Annotated in this window: 17 protein-coding genes; 5 read left to right on the forward strand and 12 right to left on the reverse strand. The window is 66.6% G+C overall.

Features of this window, described 5'->3' with window-relative positions:
• Positions 1 to 2 precede the first annotated feature (2 nt).
• The gene (locus PK98_RS12120) at positions 3 to 350 is read left to right on the forward strand and encodes a hypothetical protein (protein ID WP_161792441.1); all 348 of its coding nucleotides are present in this window, start codon (positions 3 to 5) and stop codon (positions 348 to 350) included.
• On the opposite strand, the gene PK98_RS12125 is transcribed toward PK98_RS12120, so the two are convergent.
• Positions 334 to 789, reverse strand: coding sequence for a nucleoside deaminase (locus PK98_RS12125; protein WP_039097136.1), 456 nt, complete (start codon positions 787 to 789; stop codon positions 334 to 336). The two genes, PK98_RS12120 and PK98_RS12125, sit on opposite strands and share 17 nt — an antisense overlap.
• 125 nt (positions 790 to 914) lie before the next feature.
• Here PK98_RS12125 and rpmB point away from each other — a divergent pair, with 125 nt between their 5' ends.
• Positions 915 to 1,214, forward strand: a complete 300-nt coding sequence (gene rpmB / locus PK98_RS12130; protein WP_039097137.1) for a 50S ribosomal protein L28 — start codon at positions 915 to 917, stop codon at positions 1,212 to 1,214.
• Positions 1,215 to 1,371: 157 nt separating this feature from the next.
• On the opposite strand, the gene PK98_RS12135 is transcribed toward rpmB, so the two are convergent.
• Genes PK98_RS12135 through PK98_RS12160 form a run of 6 tightly spaced genes read right to left on the reverse strand, consistent with a single transcriptional unit; the run spans position 1,372 to position 7,158 of the window.
• Positions 1,372 to 2,331 carry a ParB/RepB/Spo0J family partition protein gene (locus tag PK98_RS12135; RefSeq protein WP_039097138.1) on the reverse strand — a complete coding sequence of 320 codons (960 nt, stop codon included), beginning with the start codon at positions 2,329 to 2,331 and terminating at the stop codon, positions 1,372 to 1,374.
• Positions 2,328 to 3,098, reverse strand: a complete 771-nt coding sequence (locus PK98_RS12140; protein WP_039097139.1) for a ParA family protein — start codon at positions 3,096 to 3,098, stop codon at positions 2,328 to 2,330. The genes PK98_RS12135 and PK98_RS12140 overlap by 4 nt, the downstream gene beginning before the upstream one ends.
• Positions 3,095 to 3,718: a 16S rRNA (guanine(527)-N(7))-methyltransferase RsmG gene (gene rsmG, locus PK98_RS12145; protein ID WP_039097140.1), complete on the reverse strand. Its 624-nt coding sequence runs from the start codon at positions 3,716 to 3,718 to the stop codon at positions 3,095 to 3,097. Before rsmG ends, PK98_RS12140 begins: the two co-directional genes overlap by 4 nt.
• Positions 3,715 to 5,562, reverse strand: a complete 1,848-nt coding sequence (mnmG, locus tag PK98_RS12150) for a tRNA uridine-5-carboxymethylaminomethyl(34) synthesis enzyme MnmG (protein ID WP_039097141.1) — start codon at positions 5,560 to 5,562, stop codon at positions 3,715 to 3,717. Before mnmG ends, rsmG begins: the two co-directional genes overlap by 4 nt.
• A 58-nt stretch (positions 5,563 to 5,620) precedes the next feature.
• On the reverse strand, positions 5,621 to 6,895 hold the full coding sequence (gene mnmE / locus PK98_RS12155; protein WP_039097652.1) for a tRNA uridine-5-carboxymethylaminomethyl(34) synthesis GTPase MnmE: 1,275 nt from the start codon (positions 6,893 to 6,895) through the stop codon (positions 5,621 to 5,623).
• A complete protein-coding gene (locus tag PK98_RS12160) occupies positions 6,892 to 7,158 on the reverse strand; it encodes a DUF6489 family protein (RefSeq protein WP_039097142.1) in 267 nt (88 codons plus the stop codon). Before PK98_RS12160 ends, mnmE begins: the two co-directional genes overlap by 4 nt.
• Before the next feature lie 213 nt (positions 7,159 to 7,371).
• Here PK98_RS12160 and PK98_RS12165 point away from each other — a divergent pair, with 213 nt between their 5' ends.
• A complete protein-coding gene (locus PK98_RS12165; RefSeq protein WP_152608653.1) occupies positions 7,372 to 7,722 on the forward strand; it encodes a hypothetical protein in 351 nt (116 codons plus the stop codon).
• A gap of 51 nt (positions 7,723 to 7,773) precedes the next feature.
• Here PK98_RS12165 and rho read toward each other — a convergent pair whose 3' ends face one another.
• From rho to PK98_RS16055, 3 genes are all read right to left on the reverse strand, one after another.
• Positions 7,774 to 9,030, reverse strand: coding sequence for a transcription termination factor Rho (gene rho / locus PK98_RS12170; protein WP_039097144.1), 1,257 nt, complete (start codon positions 9,028 to 9,030; stop codon positions 7,774 to 7,776).
• 164 nt (positions 9,031 to 9,194) lie between these two features.
• Positions 9,195 to 9,638: a protoporphyrinogen oxidase HemJ gene (gene hemJ / locus PK98_RS12175; protein ID WP_039097145.1), complete on the reverse strand. Its 444-nt coding sequence runs from the start codon at positions 9,636 to 9,638 to the stop codon at positions 9,195 to 9,197.
• Between the two features lie 9 nt (positions 9,639 to 9,647).
• Positions 9,648 to 10,205: a hypothetical protein gene (locus PK98_RS16055; protein WP_052208622.1), complete on the reverse strand. Its 558-nt coding sequence runs from the start codon at positions 10,203 to 10,205 to the stop codon at positions 9,648 to 9,650.
• 173 nt (positions 10,206 to 10,378) lie between these two features.
• Between PK98_RS16055 and PK98_RS12185 the strand changes: the two genes are divergently transcribed.
• On the forward strand, positions 10,379 to 12,775 hold the full coding sequence (locus PK98_RS12185) for a glycoside hydrolase family 2 TIM barrel-domain containing protein (protein ID WP_039097146.1): 2,397 nt from the start codon (positions 10,379 to 10,381) through the stop codon (positions 12,773 to 12,775).
• 4 nt (positions 12,776 to 12,779) lie between these two features.
• Here the strand turns inward: PK98_RS12185 and PK98_RS12190 are convergent, their stop codons facing one another.
• Both PK98_RS12190 and rpoZ read right to left on the reverse strand, forming a co-directional pair.
• A complete protein-coding gene (locus tag PK98_RS12190) occupies positions 12,780 to 13,520 on the reverse strand; it encodes a ParA family protein (protein ID WP_039097147.1) in 741 nt (246 codons plus the stop codon).
• A 135-nt stretch (positions 13,521 to 13,655) separates the two neighbouring features.
• Positions 13,656 to 14,000 carry a DNA-directed RNA polymerase subunit omega gene (rpoZ, locus tag PK98_RS12195; RefSeq protein ID WP_039097148.1) on the reverse strand — a complete coding sequence of 115 codons (345 nt, stop codon included), beginning with the start codon at positions 13,998 to 14,000 and terminating at the stop codon, positions 13,656 to 13,658.
• Positions 14,001 to 14,126: 126 nt separating this feature from the next.
• Between rpoZ and PK98_RS12200 the strand changes: the two genes are divergently transcribed.
• On the forward strand, positions 14,127 to 14,747 hold the full coding sequence (locus tag PK98_RS12200; protein ID WP_039097149.1) for a hypothetical protein: 621 nt from the start codon (positions 14,127 to 14,129) through the stop codon (positions 14,745 to 14,747).
• Positions 14,748 to 14,805: the final 58 nt, after the last annotated feature.

Below are 14,805 nucleotides of genomic sequence, written 5' to 3' on the forward strand. Positions count from 1 at the left end.
TCGTGGTGCAGGGCCTCATCACCTTCGCCGCGGCCCTGAGCGACCTGCCCGGGACGCAGGCCGGCTGGGCGGCGACCCTGCCGGCCCTGACCATTACCCGCGACTTCGCGATCGTGGCCAGCAGTGCCCGTCTGTCGATCGTGCTGATCCCGGTGGCGTTGGCCTGGTGGCGCCGTGCGCGACTCGTGCGCTGGCTGGTGCCGGCAATGGTCGCGCTGCGGGTGGCGCTGCTCCGGCCGGACACACCGCCGGTGGAGTGGCTGACCCTTGCGCTGGCCATCACCGCCACCGCCTGCCTGTTCGCGCGCAGTACGCGGCGCTGGTTTGCCGATGCTAGCGCCGCTCCCTGAAGAAGCCTTGCAGCAGCGCCGCCGACTCGCCCTCCCCCATGCCGCCATAGACCTCCGGCCGGTGCAGGCAGGCGGGCTGGTCGAACAGGCGCGCCCCATGTGCCACCGCCCCCCCCTTCCCGTCGGGTGCGGCGTAATACAGGCGTTGTATCCGCGCATGAATGATGGCGCCGGCGCACATCGGGCATGGTTCCAGCGTGACCCACAGATCGCATCCGCCCAGCCGTTCGCTGCCCAGATGCGCCGCCGCCTGCCGGATTGCGGCAATCTCCGCATGGGCGGTGGGGTCGTGCAGGGCGCGCGGGGCGTTGCGCCCTTCCCCGATGATCCGCCCGGCCTGCACCACCACGGCGCCGACCGGGACCTCCCCGGCAGCAGCCGCCTCCGCCGCCAGTTCAAGGGCGCGCTGCATCGGCACGGGAAGCGGCCAGCGGGTCATCGCGCTCCGCGCTATCGCCTCGTTTGCTTGACGACAACCGCCCCGAACGCTATGCGCGCGCCTTTCCCACAGGCCTTTGGCTGCTTCCGCTGCCTCCTGGCTGAAACTGATTCGAGAGAGCAAGCATGTCGCGCATCTGCGAACTGACCGGCAAGGGCCGCCAGACTGGCCACAATGTGAGCCACGCCAACAACAAGACCAAGCGCGTCTTCCTGCCCAACCTGCAGAACGTCACGCTGATGAGCGAAGGGCTGGATCGCAGCTTCAAGTTCCGCGTCTCCACGCACGGCCTGCGCTCGGTCGAGCATAATGGCGGGCTGGACAACTGGCTGTTGAAGACCTCCGACACCAAGCTGAGCGCCCGTGCGCTGAAGGTGAAGCGTGAACTGAAGAAGGCTGCTGCACCCGTCGCTGCGGCCGCCTGAACTTTCCCGTTACGATCTGAAAAAGGGCCGGTCCTCGGATGCGAGGGCCGGCCCTTTTCGTATGTGGGCAATGAAAGCTCGACGCCAAGCTGGATAACCAGAGCAATCTCGGCGGGTTTTCAGAAATAAGCTTTCATGACAGTGAGTTAGCGGAGAGCTAGATCTCGCCGCCCGACAATCGCTGACATAGCATGTCCAGCTGGTCCAGCGTCCTGTAGCTCACAGTGATCGCACCCGATCGTGAGTCGGCATCAGGCGCAATACGCACCGGCAGCCCCAGAAACTCCTCCAGGCTGGACTGAACCGCCTCGGTGTCGGCATCCAGCGCACCCGTTCCCTTGGCCCGCGGGCGCGGGTCGGACTTCACCTCCCCGCGATCCTTGCGGGCCAGCCGCTCGACGTCGCGTACGGTCAGCCCTTCCGACACTGCCCGCTCGGCAATTGCAACTGCATCGCCATGCCCCACCAGAGCACGCGCGTGGCCCATGTCCAGCCGCCCGGCCTCCACATGATCCAGCACGCTTGCCGGCAGGCTCAGCAGCCGCAGCAGGTTGGCGACATGGCTGCGGGACTTCTCCACCAGCCGGGCGATCTCCGCCTGCGTCATGTCCTCATGTTCGGCTAGCCGGTGATAGGCGCGCGCCTCTTCCACCGGATTCAGGTCTTCGCGCTGGATATTCTCGATCAGCGCCAGCGCCATCACGTCACGCTCGGCCAGCTCCCGCACCAGTGCAGGGATCTCGTGCAGCCGGGCGCGCTGTGCGGCCCGCCAGCGCCGCTCGCCGGCGACCAGCTGATAGCGTCCGCCCGGCATCGGGCGGACAATCACCGGCTGGATCACGCCACGCGCCGCGATCGACGCTGCCAATTCATCCAGCGCATCTTCGTCGAAGTGGCGCCGCGGCTGGTCAGGATGCGGCTCGATGGATCCTACCGGCAGGCTTGCGAGTCCCTCGCGGACAGCTCCGTCGGCGGGATCCTCTCCGCGCTTGGCCGTCACCGCCTCCTCACCGCGAACCTCGCCCAGCAACGCGCCGAGCCCCTTGCCAAGCTTGCGTCGGGCCGGTGCACGGTCCTGCTGCACCGCGTCGCCGCTCTTGCTGTCCGTACCGCTCATGCTGTTTCCTTCGCCCCGATCCGACCGATCAGTTCACGTGCCAGGTTCATGTAAGCCCTCGAGCCCGCACATTGGTGATCGTACAGCAATGCCGGCAATCCATGGCTGGGTGCTTCCGACAGCCGGACGTTGCGCGGGATCACCTCCTCGAACACCAGCTCGCCCAAGGTTTCCCGCACATCCTCGGCAACCTGCTCGGTCAGGCGGTTGCGCCGGTCATACATCGTCAGCACGATACCCACGATGACCAGTTGCGGATTGAACCGCCCCTTCACCTGCTCCACCGTCTGCAACAGCTGGCTCAAGCCCTCCAGGGCGAAGAACTCACACTGTAACGGCACCAGCAGGCTGTTCGCGGCGCCAAGCGCATTCAGCGTCAGGAGCCCCAGCGACGGCGGACAATCGATGAAGCAGATATCGTGCGGAGCGTCGGCCAGCGCATTGCGTAACCGCTGCGTCCGGTGGTCACCGCTGACCAGTTCGATCTCCGCACCGCTCAAGTCCACGGTGCCCGGCACCAGCGTAAGGTTCGGTATCTTGGTAGCGACGCTGCATTGCGCCAGATCGGATTCGCCGAGCAGCAGGTCATAGGACGTATAGTCGCGCTCTGCGGACCCGACACCCAGCCCGGTAGACGCATTCCCCTGAGGATCAAGATCGACCAACAGCGTACGCCAGCCCACCGCCGCCATCGCGGTGGCCACATTGATAGCGGTCGTGGTCTTGCCCACGCCACCCTTCTGATTGGCAATCGCGATGGTGATCATGTCGCCGGGACCCCCTGCCCCACCAGAATGCCTGCCTCTGCGTCCGTAATGGAGTGTTCCACATGGAACATCTGCTGCACTACCGCACTCTGCTCGGCGAGTTCCTGCACAGCGGAACGGCCTTTCGGCAAGAGCCATGTGGTCGAAGGAGAAGAAAATCGCCTGGCAAGTGGCAGCAGCCGTGCCAGGGGAGCAAAGGCCCGGGCGGAGATCACTTCGGCCGAGACGGTATCCGCCTTCTCCAGCTTGGCGCCGATAATTCGTACGTTGTCGAGCCGGAGCGTAGCTACGGCTGCCGTCAGCCATTCCACACGACGTTTGCGCGACTCGACCAGCACCACCGTCCGCTGTGGCTGCGACAGAGCGATGGGCAGACCGGGAAATCCGGCCCCCGTGCCGAGGTCCAGCCAGACCCCTTGACCGGCTGGCGCATGCTGCAACAATTGCAAACTGTCGGCGAAATGCCGCTGCCATACCGCCGCAAGTGACGCATCAGCTACCAGGTTCTGCCGCTGATTCTCTTCCGTCAGCAGGGTCGCCAGCAGGTCAAGTTTCGCCACCCCTGCCGTGTGCAGATGGGAAGCGCAGAACGCCCGCGCCGTGGTCTCGTCGATGATCATGCCACCACCTGCTGACGACGCGCCTGCACCAGTACGGCAGCCAACGCAGCCGGCGTGATGCCACGAACCTGCCCCGCCTGCGCCAGGGTTGCTGGACGCGCCTGCTGCAGTCGCTCGACCATCTCCGCGGAAAGCCCAGGTACGGCATCGTAGGCGAACGCGCCGCCGAGCGGCACATGCTGGCTGCTCCGCAAATCCCGCAATTCGCTCTCTTGGCGCTCCAGATAGGGAGCATAGGCAGCGTCTTCTGCGACCTCCAGCGCAACGTCGGAAGCGGGATCAAGCGCGGAGTCAAGCCACAGGCTGAGCGCTGGGAGCTCTACCTGCGGGAAACGCAACCACTCGCGCAGGCTCATCCGGCCAGCGTCGCGACGAATGTCGAGCGGTGTCAGGTCGGCAGCGGATACAGTGCGTTCCAACGCTGCATCCCACCGGGCGCGTTCGTCCTGCTGTCGGGCGAACCATGCGGCACGCTCCTGTCCGACACAGCCCATCGCCAGTGCAATCGGAGTTAACCGGCTGGCGGCGTTGCTGGCCCGCAGGCGCAAGCGGTACTCGGCCCGCGAGGTGAGCATCCGGTACGGTTCGCTGATGCCGTTCAATGTCAGATCATCGATCATCACCGCGATGTAGCTGTTGCCGCGGTCCAGTGCTGGTGGCGCCTGATCGAGCACCTTGGCGGCCGCCGACAGGCCCGCGACCATCCCCTGCGCCGCAGCCTCCTCGTACCCGGTCGTACCGTTGATCTGCCCGGCACAATAGAGACCAGGCATGGCACGCACCTCCAGCTGCGGGGTCAGGGCACGCGGATCGATGTGGTCGTATTCCACTGCGTAACCCGGTACGGCCATGACCACCTGCTCAAGCCCCGCCATGCTGTGCAGCATCGCCAGCTGCACATCAGCTGGGAGGGAGGTGCTGATCCCGTTCGGATAGACCAAGGGTGTGGAGAGACCTTCCGGCTCCAGGAAGACCTGGTGCCCGTCCCGATCGCCAAAACGATGTATCTTGTCCTCGATCGAGGGGCAGTAGCGCGGCCCGGCGGCCTCGATCGCTCCGCTGAACAGCGGCGAGCGATCCAGGTTGGCGCGGATGATGTCATGGCTGGCGGCGTTGGTGCGGGTGATCGCGCATGCAAGTTGCGGATTGACCCGGCGCTGGGTCAACGGTGACAGCGTCCACGGCTCATCGTCCGAAGGTTGCACCTCCAGCCGCGCCCAGTCGATCGTGCGGCCATCCAGTCGCGGTGGTGTACCTGTCTTCAGCCGCGCCATCGGCAGATCCGCCCCGCGCAGCTGCGCCGCCATGCGATGCGCGGCGTCCTCATCGATCCGGCCGCCAGTCAGCCGTTCCTCTCCGCGGAACAGCTGTCCTCCCAGGAAGGTGCCCGTGCACAGGATAACGGCATTCGCGTGAAGGTTCGTACCGTCGGCCAGCTGCAGCCCGCTCACCCGCTCCCCTTCCTGCACCAGCGCTGCGGCCTCGCCGGCGATCAGGGTCAGCGTCTCCAGTGCCTGCAGCTCACGCTGAATGGCGGCGCGGAACAGCTGGCGATCCGCCTGGATGCGCGGGCCCCACACGGCGCTGCCCTTCGAACGATTGAGCATGCGGTAATGGATGGCAGCGGCATCGCCGGCCCGGCCCATCAGTCCGTCAAACGCATCCACCTCCCGCACGAGGTGCCCCTTGCCCAAGCCGCCAATTGCCGGGTTGCAGCTCATGGCGCCAATCGTGGCAAGATCGAACGTCACCATGGCGACACGTGCGCCCATGCGCGCAGCAGCAGCTGCTGCCTCGCAGCCGGCGTGTCCGCCGCCTACCACCAGAATGTCGAAGCTGTGCATCCGCGCTATCTAGGCGTTCCTGCCTCCACGGTCAAAAGCGCTGTTCCACGTGAAACACTCATTTGCCGATGCAGAAGCGACCGAACAGTGCGTCAAGCACGTCTTCAGTTCCGCTTCGCCCCACCATCCGATCGAAGCTGACCCGCGCCATGCGAAGCAACTCCGCCTGCACCAGCGGATCGGCTGCATGACAAGCGTCCGCCAGTGCCTGCTCTGCTGTCTGCAGCAAGGTCCGTTGTCGAAGGTTGAGCACCGCCTGACCTGGTTTGGGCATGTGCGTCTGGGCGTGCTCGACCAGCCGCTCCCGCAGGACATCGATGCGCTCCCCCGTGCGCGCCGACAGCTGCATGGCTGCCGACGACTTCTGCCGTTCGCCTCGGTCGCTCTGCGCGTCGATCTCCCATGCTCCATGCGGTCCTCGTCCTTCCGGCCCGAGCCACAGGACAAGATCGGCGCGGGCGATCTCCGCTTCGGCGCGAGCGATACCGATGGCCTCGACCGGGTCGGCACTGTCATCGCGCAGGCCAGCCATGTCGATCAGCAGGAACGGGATCCCGGCAAGCGCCACCGGGCGGCTCAGCACATCACGCGTGGTGCCGGGGATTGCGGCGGTGATGGCTGCCTCCTGTTCGACCAGCGCATTGAACAGGGTCGACTTGCCAGCATTCGGAGGCCCGGCGAGCGCCACGCGGAATCCTTCGCGCAGCATGTCTGCCGATGGCGCTGCCAACGCCGTGTCGATGTCGTGCGCCAGTGCGGCAAGATCGACCATGAAGCTGGGCGGTAACGCCACATCATCCTCGTCACCGAAGTCGAGCACCGCCTCCAGCGAGGCTGCAAGGTGGAGCAGGCGGATGCGCCAGCCTTCGACCTGTGCGGACAGCAGCCCACCTGCCGCGGCCATGGCGGCCTGCCGTTGCAGTTCCGTCTCGGCGGTGAGCAGATCGGCAAGCCCCTCCGCCTCCGCCAGATCGATGCGGCCATTGGCGAAGGCGCGACGGGTGAACTCGCCCGGGCTGGCACTCCGCAGGCCCGGCTGCGCCGCCAGTTCGCGCTCCACGGCGGCAATGATCGCGCGGCCGCCATGGAGGTGCAGTTCGGCAATGTCCTCGCCAGTGGCGGTACCGGGGCCCGGCAGCCAGAGGATCAATGCCTGATCGAGCGGCTCCCCCGATACGTTGCGGAGCGTGCGGTATGTGGCGCGACGCGCCGGTGGCAAGACACCGGCCAGCGCCTGCAAGGTCGCACCGGCCGCAGGGCCACTGATCCGCATCACGCCGATGCCGGCGGGTGGCGGCCCGCTCGACAGGGCGAAGATCGTGTCCAAGGTCAGCCCTGCTTGGGATCCTTCGACAGGCTGGAGGTGCCGGCCGCCTGCTGTGCGCCTTCGATGAAGCTCTTGAACACGTTCAACCCGAACTGGCCCATCGGGGCGACCTGCTTCGCGTAGCTTTCGATCTGGTCGAAGCTGCTGACGTTCTGCATCGCCTTGCTCATGGCATCGAGATACACACCATTGACCCGCTCCACATCGGGCAGGCCCATGAAGCGACGGGCCTCGTCCGGCGAGCAGTCGATCTCGATGGTCATCTTCATGGTAAGGTCCTTTCGTTTTCCGGCACCATAACCGCCTTGCTCCACCGCGGCTATCGCTGTCCGTCCTGTGCCGATCCTGCACAAGGTCGCCTGTCACACATGCCTGACAAGCAGATGGTGCGGCGTTCGCCTTTTGCTAGAGTAGCGGGATCGCCCGCCAGAGATCCGGCATCGCAGCCGTCGTGACAGGCGCAGGTAGAGGGAGAATCCAGCATGAAGAACTGGTTGTTTTTACTGTGTCTTTCGCCAGCACTGGCAACACCTGGTGCGGCCCAGACCCATAATCGCCAGGTCGAGATCCATAATCTCGACAGCGTGTCGATCTATTACGTCTATGCCACCAATGCCGGTGTGCAAGGCTGGGGCAAGGACTGGCTGGGCGAGGACGTCATCATCGAGGATGAGGTGATGCGCTTCGACTTCGATGACGGATCGGGCGCCTGCAAGTTCGACATCAAGGTGCAGTACGCGGACGATGCCGAGGCAGAGCTGTACGAAGTCGATGTCTGCAGCGTCAGCCATATCGATGCCAGGCGCGGCACGATGGTTGTGGCTGACGATTGAGGCAGACCGGCAGGTCGTGGGCGATCCACGACCTGCCGGTACCCTGCCCGCTTACTGGTTCATGGTGGCGAAGAAGTCCTCGTTCGTCTTGGAGTCCTTCATCTTGTCCAGCAGGAACTCCATCGAATCGATGGTGCCCATCTGCATCAGGATGCGACGCAGCACCCACATCTTGGACAGGTTGGCCTTGTCCACCAGCAGCTCTTCCTTGCGGGTGCCGGACTTGCCGACATCCAGCGCCGGGAAGATGCGCTTGTCCGCCACCTTGCGGTCCAGCACGATCTCCGAGTTGCCGGTGCCCTTGAACTCTTCGAAGATCACCTCGTCCATGCGGCTGCCGGTGTCGATCAGCGCGGTGGCGATGATGGACAGCGAACCGCCTTCCTCGATGTTGCGCGCCGCGCCGAAGAAGCGCTTCGGGCGCTGCAGGGCATTGGCGTCGACACCGCCGGTCAGCACCTTGCCGGAGCTTGGCACCACCGTGTTGTAGGCCCGGCCCAGGCGGGTGATGGAGTCAAGCAGGATAACCACGTCGCGCTTGTGCTCGACCAGCCGCTTGGCCTTTTCGATCACCATCTCGGCCACCTGCACGTGGCGCTGCGCGGGCTCGTCGAAGGTGGAGGAGATCACCTCACCCTTCACCGAGCGCTGCATGTCGGTGACTTCTTCCGGCCGCTCGTCCACCAGCAGCACCAGCAGGATCACTTCGGGGTGATTGTCGGTGATGGCCTTGGCCATGTTCTGCAGCAGCACGGTCTTGCCGGTGCGCGGCGGCGCCACGATCAGCGCGCGCTGGCCCTTGCCCTGCGGGCTGATCAGGTCGATCACGCGCGCCGACTTGTCCTTCACCGTGGGATCGACGGTGTCGAGCACCAGCCGCTCGTCCGGATAGAGCGGCGTGAGATTGTCGAAATTGGTGCGGTGACGCACGGCATCCGGATCGTCGTAATTGACCTTCAGCAGCTTGGTCAGCGCGAAGTAGCGCTCACCATCCCGGGGTGCGCGGATCTCGCCTTCGACGGTGTCACCGGTGCGCAGGCCCATCTTGCGGACCTGGTTGGGCGAGACATAGATGTCGTCCGGGCCGGCGAGATAGTTCGCCTCCGGGCTGCGCAGGAAACCGAAGCCGTCCTGCAGCACCTCGATCGTGCCGATGCCGAGGATCTCCTCGCCATCTTCGGCGACCTCCTTCAGGATGGCGAACATCAGGTCCTGCCGGCGCATGGTGCTGGCGCCTTCGACGCCCAGATCCTCGGCCATGGAAACCAGTTCGGCCGGCGTCCGCTTCTTCAATTCTTTCAGATGCATGGTGGTAGTCCGTTCGGAGGCCGGCGGGCCGATGGTCGGAGGGTATGGGGCTTGGGGAAAGCAACCCGGGCGCATGCGTTGGCAGCGCCCCCAGCCGGAGTGGGTATGCAGATAATCCCGCCCGGCGGGCAGGTCAATTCCGACGGTGCATCAGACCGGCAAAATCAGAACGGTTTCACGATCACCAGCACCACGATGATCACCGCGGCCAGCCCCGGCACCTCGTTCAGCAGGCGCAGCGACTTGCCGGACAGGGTCCGTTCCCCCCGGGCCAGCTTCTTCGCATAGGCGGACAGGAAGCCGTTATAGCCGCTCAGCCCCAGCACGATCAGCAGCTTGGCATGCAGCCAGCCCTGGCTGAACGCGCCACTGCCCAGCGCCAGTGCGATGCCCAGCACCCACACCACGATCATGGCCGGATTCATGATGATCCGCAGCAGGCGCCGTTCGCGGTCCACCCACAGCGCATTGTCCGGCGATCCGGGCGCGCTTTCCTGGTGATAGACGAACAGGCGCGGCAGCATGAACAGCCCCGCCATCCAGAAGATCACGAAGATGACGTGCGCGGCCTTGAGCCAGAGGTACCAGGGGGCGAGGAGTTCCTGCATCGGCGCGGTCTAGGCCAGCATCGTCGTGCCGTCACCTGCGATCGGCGGGCCGGCTTGACGATGCCGTGGGCCTGACAGGAGGCGACGGTAATGTGCCAGCGGGTCCATGTGGCCGAGCAAGGTCGTGCATTGCGCCGGCGAGAGATGGGCGAGCAGCCGGTCCAGCCGAGTAATCAGCGACAACAAGCTGTTGTTGATCGGTTTCCTGATGATGTCGCAGACCTTGCCGCGCCATAGGCGGAGGTGGAACGGGCCATGATGCGCCAGATCGGCAGTCTCGGACCGTGTGAACTTCCAGGCGCGTTGCCGCTTGCCCGTGATGGCCGTGTCCCATGCCACGCGGAAGGAGCCGGCATCGGGGTGGCGGCGCAGCCGGTAGGCGCTTTCCCGCGACAGGCCGAGCGCAGCGGCGGCGGTGCGGACGCAGGCGTGGCGGACCAGCAGGGCGATGAACCGGGCCTGCCGCGCAGGCGTCCAGCCGTCGCGTCGGGTGCGCAGCGGCACCGGCAGGAAGGGCGGGACCTTCAAATAGGGCTGCCATGGGCGGATCGGCTTGCGGGTGGTCATGGGTGGTCGGGTAGGCGGCGAGCGGGCGAGTAGGAAAATGGTTTCGGGATGGGTCCGACACATGGTCAGTTCATCCGCTAAATGGAAAGCCGTCCCACTATGCGGAAAATTGCTTGGCGTCCGGCAACGTGCGCTGCATGATGCCGGCAAAATAGCGGAGAGAGGACCCCGCCATGCGCAAAGCATCTCTGTCGATCATGGCCGCCCTGCTGGCGGGCGCGCTGCATCAGCCGGCCGCCGCCCAGCGCATCGTCACGCCGCTGGAGGATGGCTGGCGCTTCATCCAGGCCGATCCGGAAGGGGCCGAGGCGGCCACGACCGACGACGGTGCGTGGCAGACCGTCTCCGTCCCGCATGACTGGGCAATCGCCGGACCGTTCGACCAGAATGCGCGCGGCGCGGGGGAGAACGGCTTCCTGCCCACCGGCGTCGCCTGGTATCGCCATACCCTGGACGTGATGCCGCAGGCCGGACGCCGCTATTTCGTCGAGTTCGACGGGATCATGGAGCGGAGCGGCGTGTGGGTAAACGGCCAGCATGTCGGCTACCGTCCGCAGGGCTATGTCAGCCTGCGTTATGACATCACCCGCTATCTGCGCAGTGATGCGCCGAACGTGATCGCGGTGCGCAGCGATACGGCCGCGGCGCCGTCGTCGCGCTGGTATAATGGCTCCGGCATCTATCGCCGGGCGCGGCTGGTGGAGACGGGGGAACTGCACATCACGCAGGATGGTGCCTTCGTTCACACCCCGCGCATCGCCGCCGATGGCGCCACGGTGGCGGTGAGCACGGAGCTGGAGAACGCCGCCGAGGGTGCCACGGATGCACGGGTGGAGATCGTGCTGACCGACCCGGATGGCCGGGAAGTGGCGCGCACCACCACGCCGGTGCAGCGGGTGGACGGCCTGCGCAAGGCGGTGGTCGCGGCGGAGCTGCCGATGCCGACGCCGCGTCGCTGGCATACCGACGATCCCGCGCTCTACACCGCCAGCATCCGCGTGCTCGGCCCCGATGGCGCCAGCGACGCGCAGGATGTGCGCTTCGGTGTCCGCGAGGCGGAGTTCCGCGCCGACAGCGGGTTCTGGCTGAATGGCGAGAACATCAAGCTGAAGGGCGTGGCGCTGCACCATGATGGCGGCGCGGTCGGCGCGGCGGTGCCGCTGGACGTGTGGCGCCAGCGGCTGACCGCCTTGCAGGCACTGGGCGTGAATGCGATCCGCACGGCGCACAACGTGCCCAGCCCGGAATTCCTGGATCTGTGCGACGAGCTGGGCCTGCTGGTGATGGACGAGCTGTTCGACCAGTGGAATGTCGCCAAGACGCCGTACGATTACCACCAGTTCTTCGGCGACTGGCACAAGCGCGACACGGCCGAGATGATCCGGCGCGACCGCAACCATCCCAGCATCGTGGTGTGGAGCGCCGGCAACGAGATCCACGACACCGCCTATCCGGTGGAGGCCAAGGCAGCGCTGACCAGCATCATGGGCATCATCCACGCGACCGACCCCACGCGCCCGGTCACCATGGGCCTGTTCCGCCCCAACGTGACCGGCGACTACAATAACGGCTTTGCCGACATGCTGGACGTGGTGGGCCAGAACTATCGCGAGAACGAGCTGATCGCGGCGCACGAGCAGGATTCCACGCGCATGATCGTGGGGACGGAAAACGGGCACAATCGCACCAACTGGGTGCCGGTGCGCGACTACCCCGCCTATGCCGGCATGTTCCTGTGGACAGGGGTCGACTATCTGGGGGAAGCGAACCGGTCCGGCTGGCCCAACATCCAGAATCCCGCCGGCCTGCTGGACCGCACCGGCCGGCTGAAGATCCGCGGCATGGAGCGGGCCAGCTGGTGGGCGGAGACGCCGGTGCTATACGTGGTGCGCAATGCCGACCCGAATGCGGCCGGCGAGGCCACCGATGGCGCCGGCGGGCCAAACCAGCCGGTACTGCCGACCATGATCGCGGTGGCGACGCCCGCGCCCAAGGTGGCGCTGTTCGACGACTGGACGCCGGAGGACCTGACGCCCCATCCCGAGACGATCGAGGTGTACAGCAATTGCCAGTCGGTCGAGGCCTTCCTGAACGGGGCCAGCCTGGGCGTGCTGCCGATCAACCAGGATGCGTCACCGCGCCGCTGGGCGGTGACCTTCGCCCCGGGCGAGGTGCGGGCGGAATGCCGCGATGATGGTGCGGGCGCGGTGACCGACCGGCTGGTGACGGCGGGGGCGCCGGTCGCCATCGCCTTGTCGGCGGAGATCGACACGGTCGGATCAGACCTCGACGCGCTGGCTTATGTGCGGGCGCGGGTGGTGGATGCCGATGGTGTCACCGTGCCGCGCGCCGCGCACGAGCTGCGCTTCAGCGTGGCGGGATCGGGCACGCTGGTGGCGACGGACAATGCGAGCAGCACGGACCACGTACCCTTCCCCTCCGCCACCCGGCAGGCACAGGATGGCTGGGCCACGGCGCTGGTGCGCGGTGCGGGCGCGGGCACGATGCAGGTGGAGGCCCAGGCGGACGGATTGCGCGCGGGCCGGCTGCAGTTGCGGGCGGAACCCTGAAGGCTCAGGCGGCCAGCTCGCGCTCGATCCGGGTCCAGAGCTGGCCGAAGGCGGTGGTGGCGGCAGAGGCCGGGGCAAAGGCGCCGACCGGCTGCTGCTGCACCGCGCATTGCTCCACCGCGCTGGCCAGCGGGATGGTCGGCCAGTCCGGATGCTCGGCGGCGATGTCGCGGTGCAGGGCGCGGCGGCGATCGAGCATGGAGAGCACCGGCAGCATCACCGGCGACCGCTTGGTGCGCTGGCGGATGGCGGCCTCTACCGTGCCCTGCGCCCGGGTGGACAGCGGCGACGGCGGCAGCGGCAGCACCAGCAGGTCGGTGGCGCGCAGGATCTGCCCAGCCACTTCGCCCAGCACCGGCGGGCAATCCAGGATGATCCGGTCGTAGCGGCCTGCCAGCGCCGCGGTCAGCTTGGCCAGCCGCTTGCGCTTGCCCAGGGTGGCGAACAGCGCGTCGAGATCACGCAGGCTCTCATCCGCAGGCAGCAGGTCCAGCCGGTCCCACGCGGTGCGGCGGATCAGGCGGTCGGGATCGCCATCGGCGAAGATGTGTCCGGCGCCCTTGCCGTCAGCCGATCGTGTGCTGCCGGTATCGTCGCCCAGCAGGAAGCCGGCGCCGCCCGCCGGGTCCAGATCCCACAGCAGGGTGCGGCGGCACGAGATGGTGGCAGAGCACCAGGCCAGATTGGCGGCCAGGGTGGTCTTGCCCACGCCGCCCTTCACCGAATAGATCGCGATCACTGCCATGGCGGGCAGCTTGTGACAGTTTGATGACCGCAGGCAAGCTGCGCCGGCGATCGGTCACAGCGCGGACTCACCGGATGCGAAAAGGGCCGCACCTTGCGGCACGGCCCTCTGCGTTATCTGGTAATATGTCGGCGATCAGCCTTCGTAATCGCCGCCCACGCTGGTGTTGCGGGCGGGCGCCGCGGCCGACAGGCGCATGGCTTCGGCCGACTGGCTGAGCGAACCGATCGCGTCAGCCTCGTCCTCCTCATCCGGCAGGACGCGCTGCAGCGACTGCACCACGCTTTCATGCAGGTGCTTGGGACGCACGGTCTGCTCCGCGATCTCGCGCAGGGCGACGACGGGGTTCTTGTCGCGGTCGCGATCGATGGTCAGTTCCGCGCCGCCGGAAATCTCGCGCGCACGCTGGGCAGCCAGCAGGACGAGATCAAAGCGGTTGGGGATCTTGTCGACGCAATCTTCGACGGTGACGCGCGCCATGGTGCACTCCCTTGTCAGACACAGCTTGTGCGGAAAGTGCGCCACCTATGCGACAGGCCGCCCGGAGTCAAGGATTGCCGCCCTGCCCGCCCCGGCACCAGTTGTGCGATCGCGGGTTGAACCGACATGAACAGACACACCTTCGCTTTCGCCGGTGCGCTGATCGCCAGCGCCGCCCTGTCTGCCTGCAACGCGACGGAGGACGAGCCACTCCCGGGAGAGCCCGGCAACGCCGTCGAACAGGTTGCGCCCGGCGCCGCCCCGGCGATCACCCCTGCGGCCACGCCGATCCCGGATGCCAGCCATGCGGTGCCGGTCGACAACCCCGATGCACCCAGCCCCACCACGGGAGGGGATGGATCGGATCTGGTCCTGACGCCACTTACGGCGGCCGACCTGTCGGGCATCACGCTGGCGGGCGAACTGGCCTGCAGCTTCAGCCAGAGCGCGGGCGGGCCGTCGCTGATGCTGGCACGCGGCGATGTGGCCGATGCGGCCGGACGGGCCAGCTTCGCGGTCAAGATCGGCAGCTATGTGGAGCAGGGCCTCGCACTGCAGGATGGCGGATATGACGCGATGCTGGATGGCGGGCGGTTCGGCACCAGAGGCCTGACCCTGACGGTGCGCAAGGTCGGTGCCGCAGCCCGAAGCGGCGGTGAGTCCCCGCCCCGTACGGCCGAATTGCTGGCCCAGCGCGGCGACGGGGCGGAACGGGTGTTCGCCGGATTCTGGACCTGTGGTCCATAAGGTGGAAACAAGTGCCCCGCCCGCTGTTGTTGCTAATGATGTGCCCGAGACAGGTGCA

Origin of the sequence: Croceibacterium mercuriale (genome assembly GCF_000802385.1) — a bacterium.
Lineage (GTDB): Bacteria > Pseudomonadota > Alphaproteobacteria > Sphingomonadales > Sphingomonadaceae > Croceibacterium > Croceibacterium mercuriale.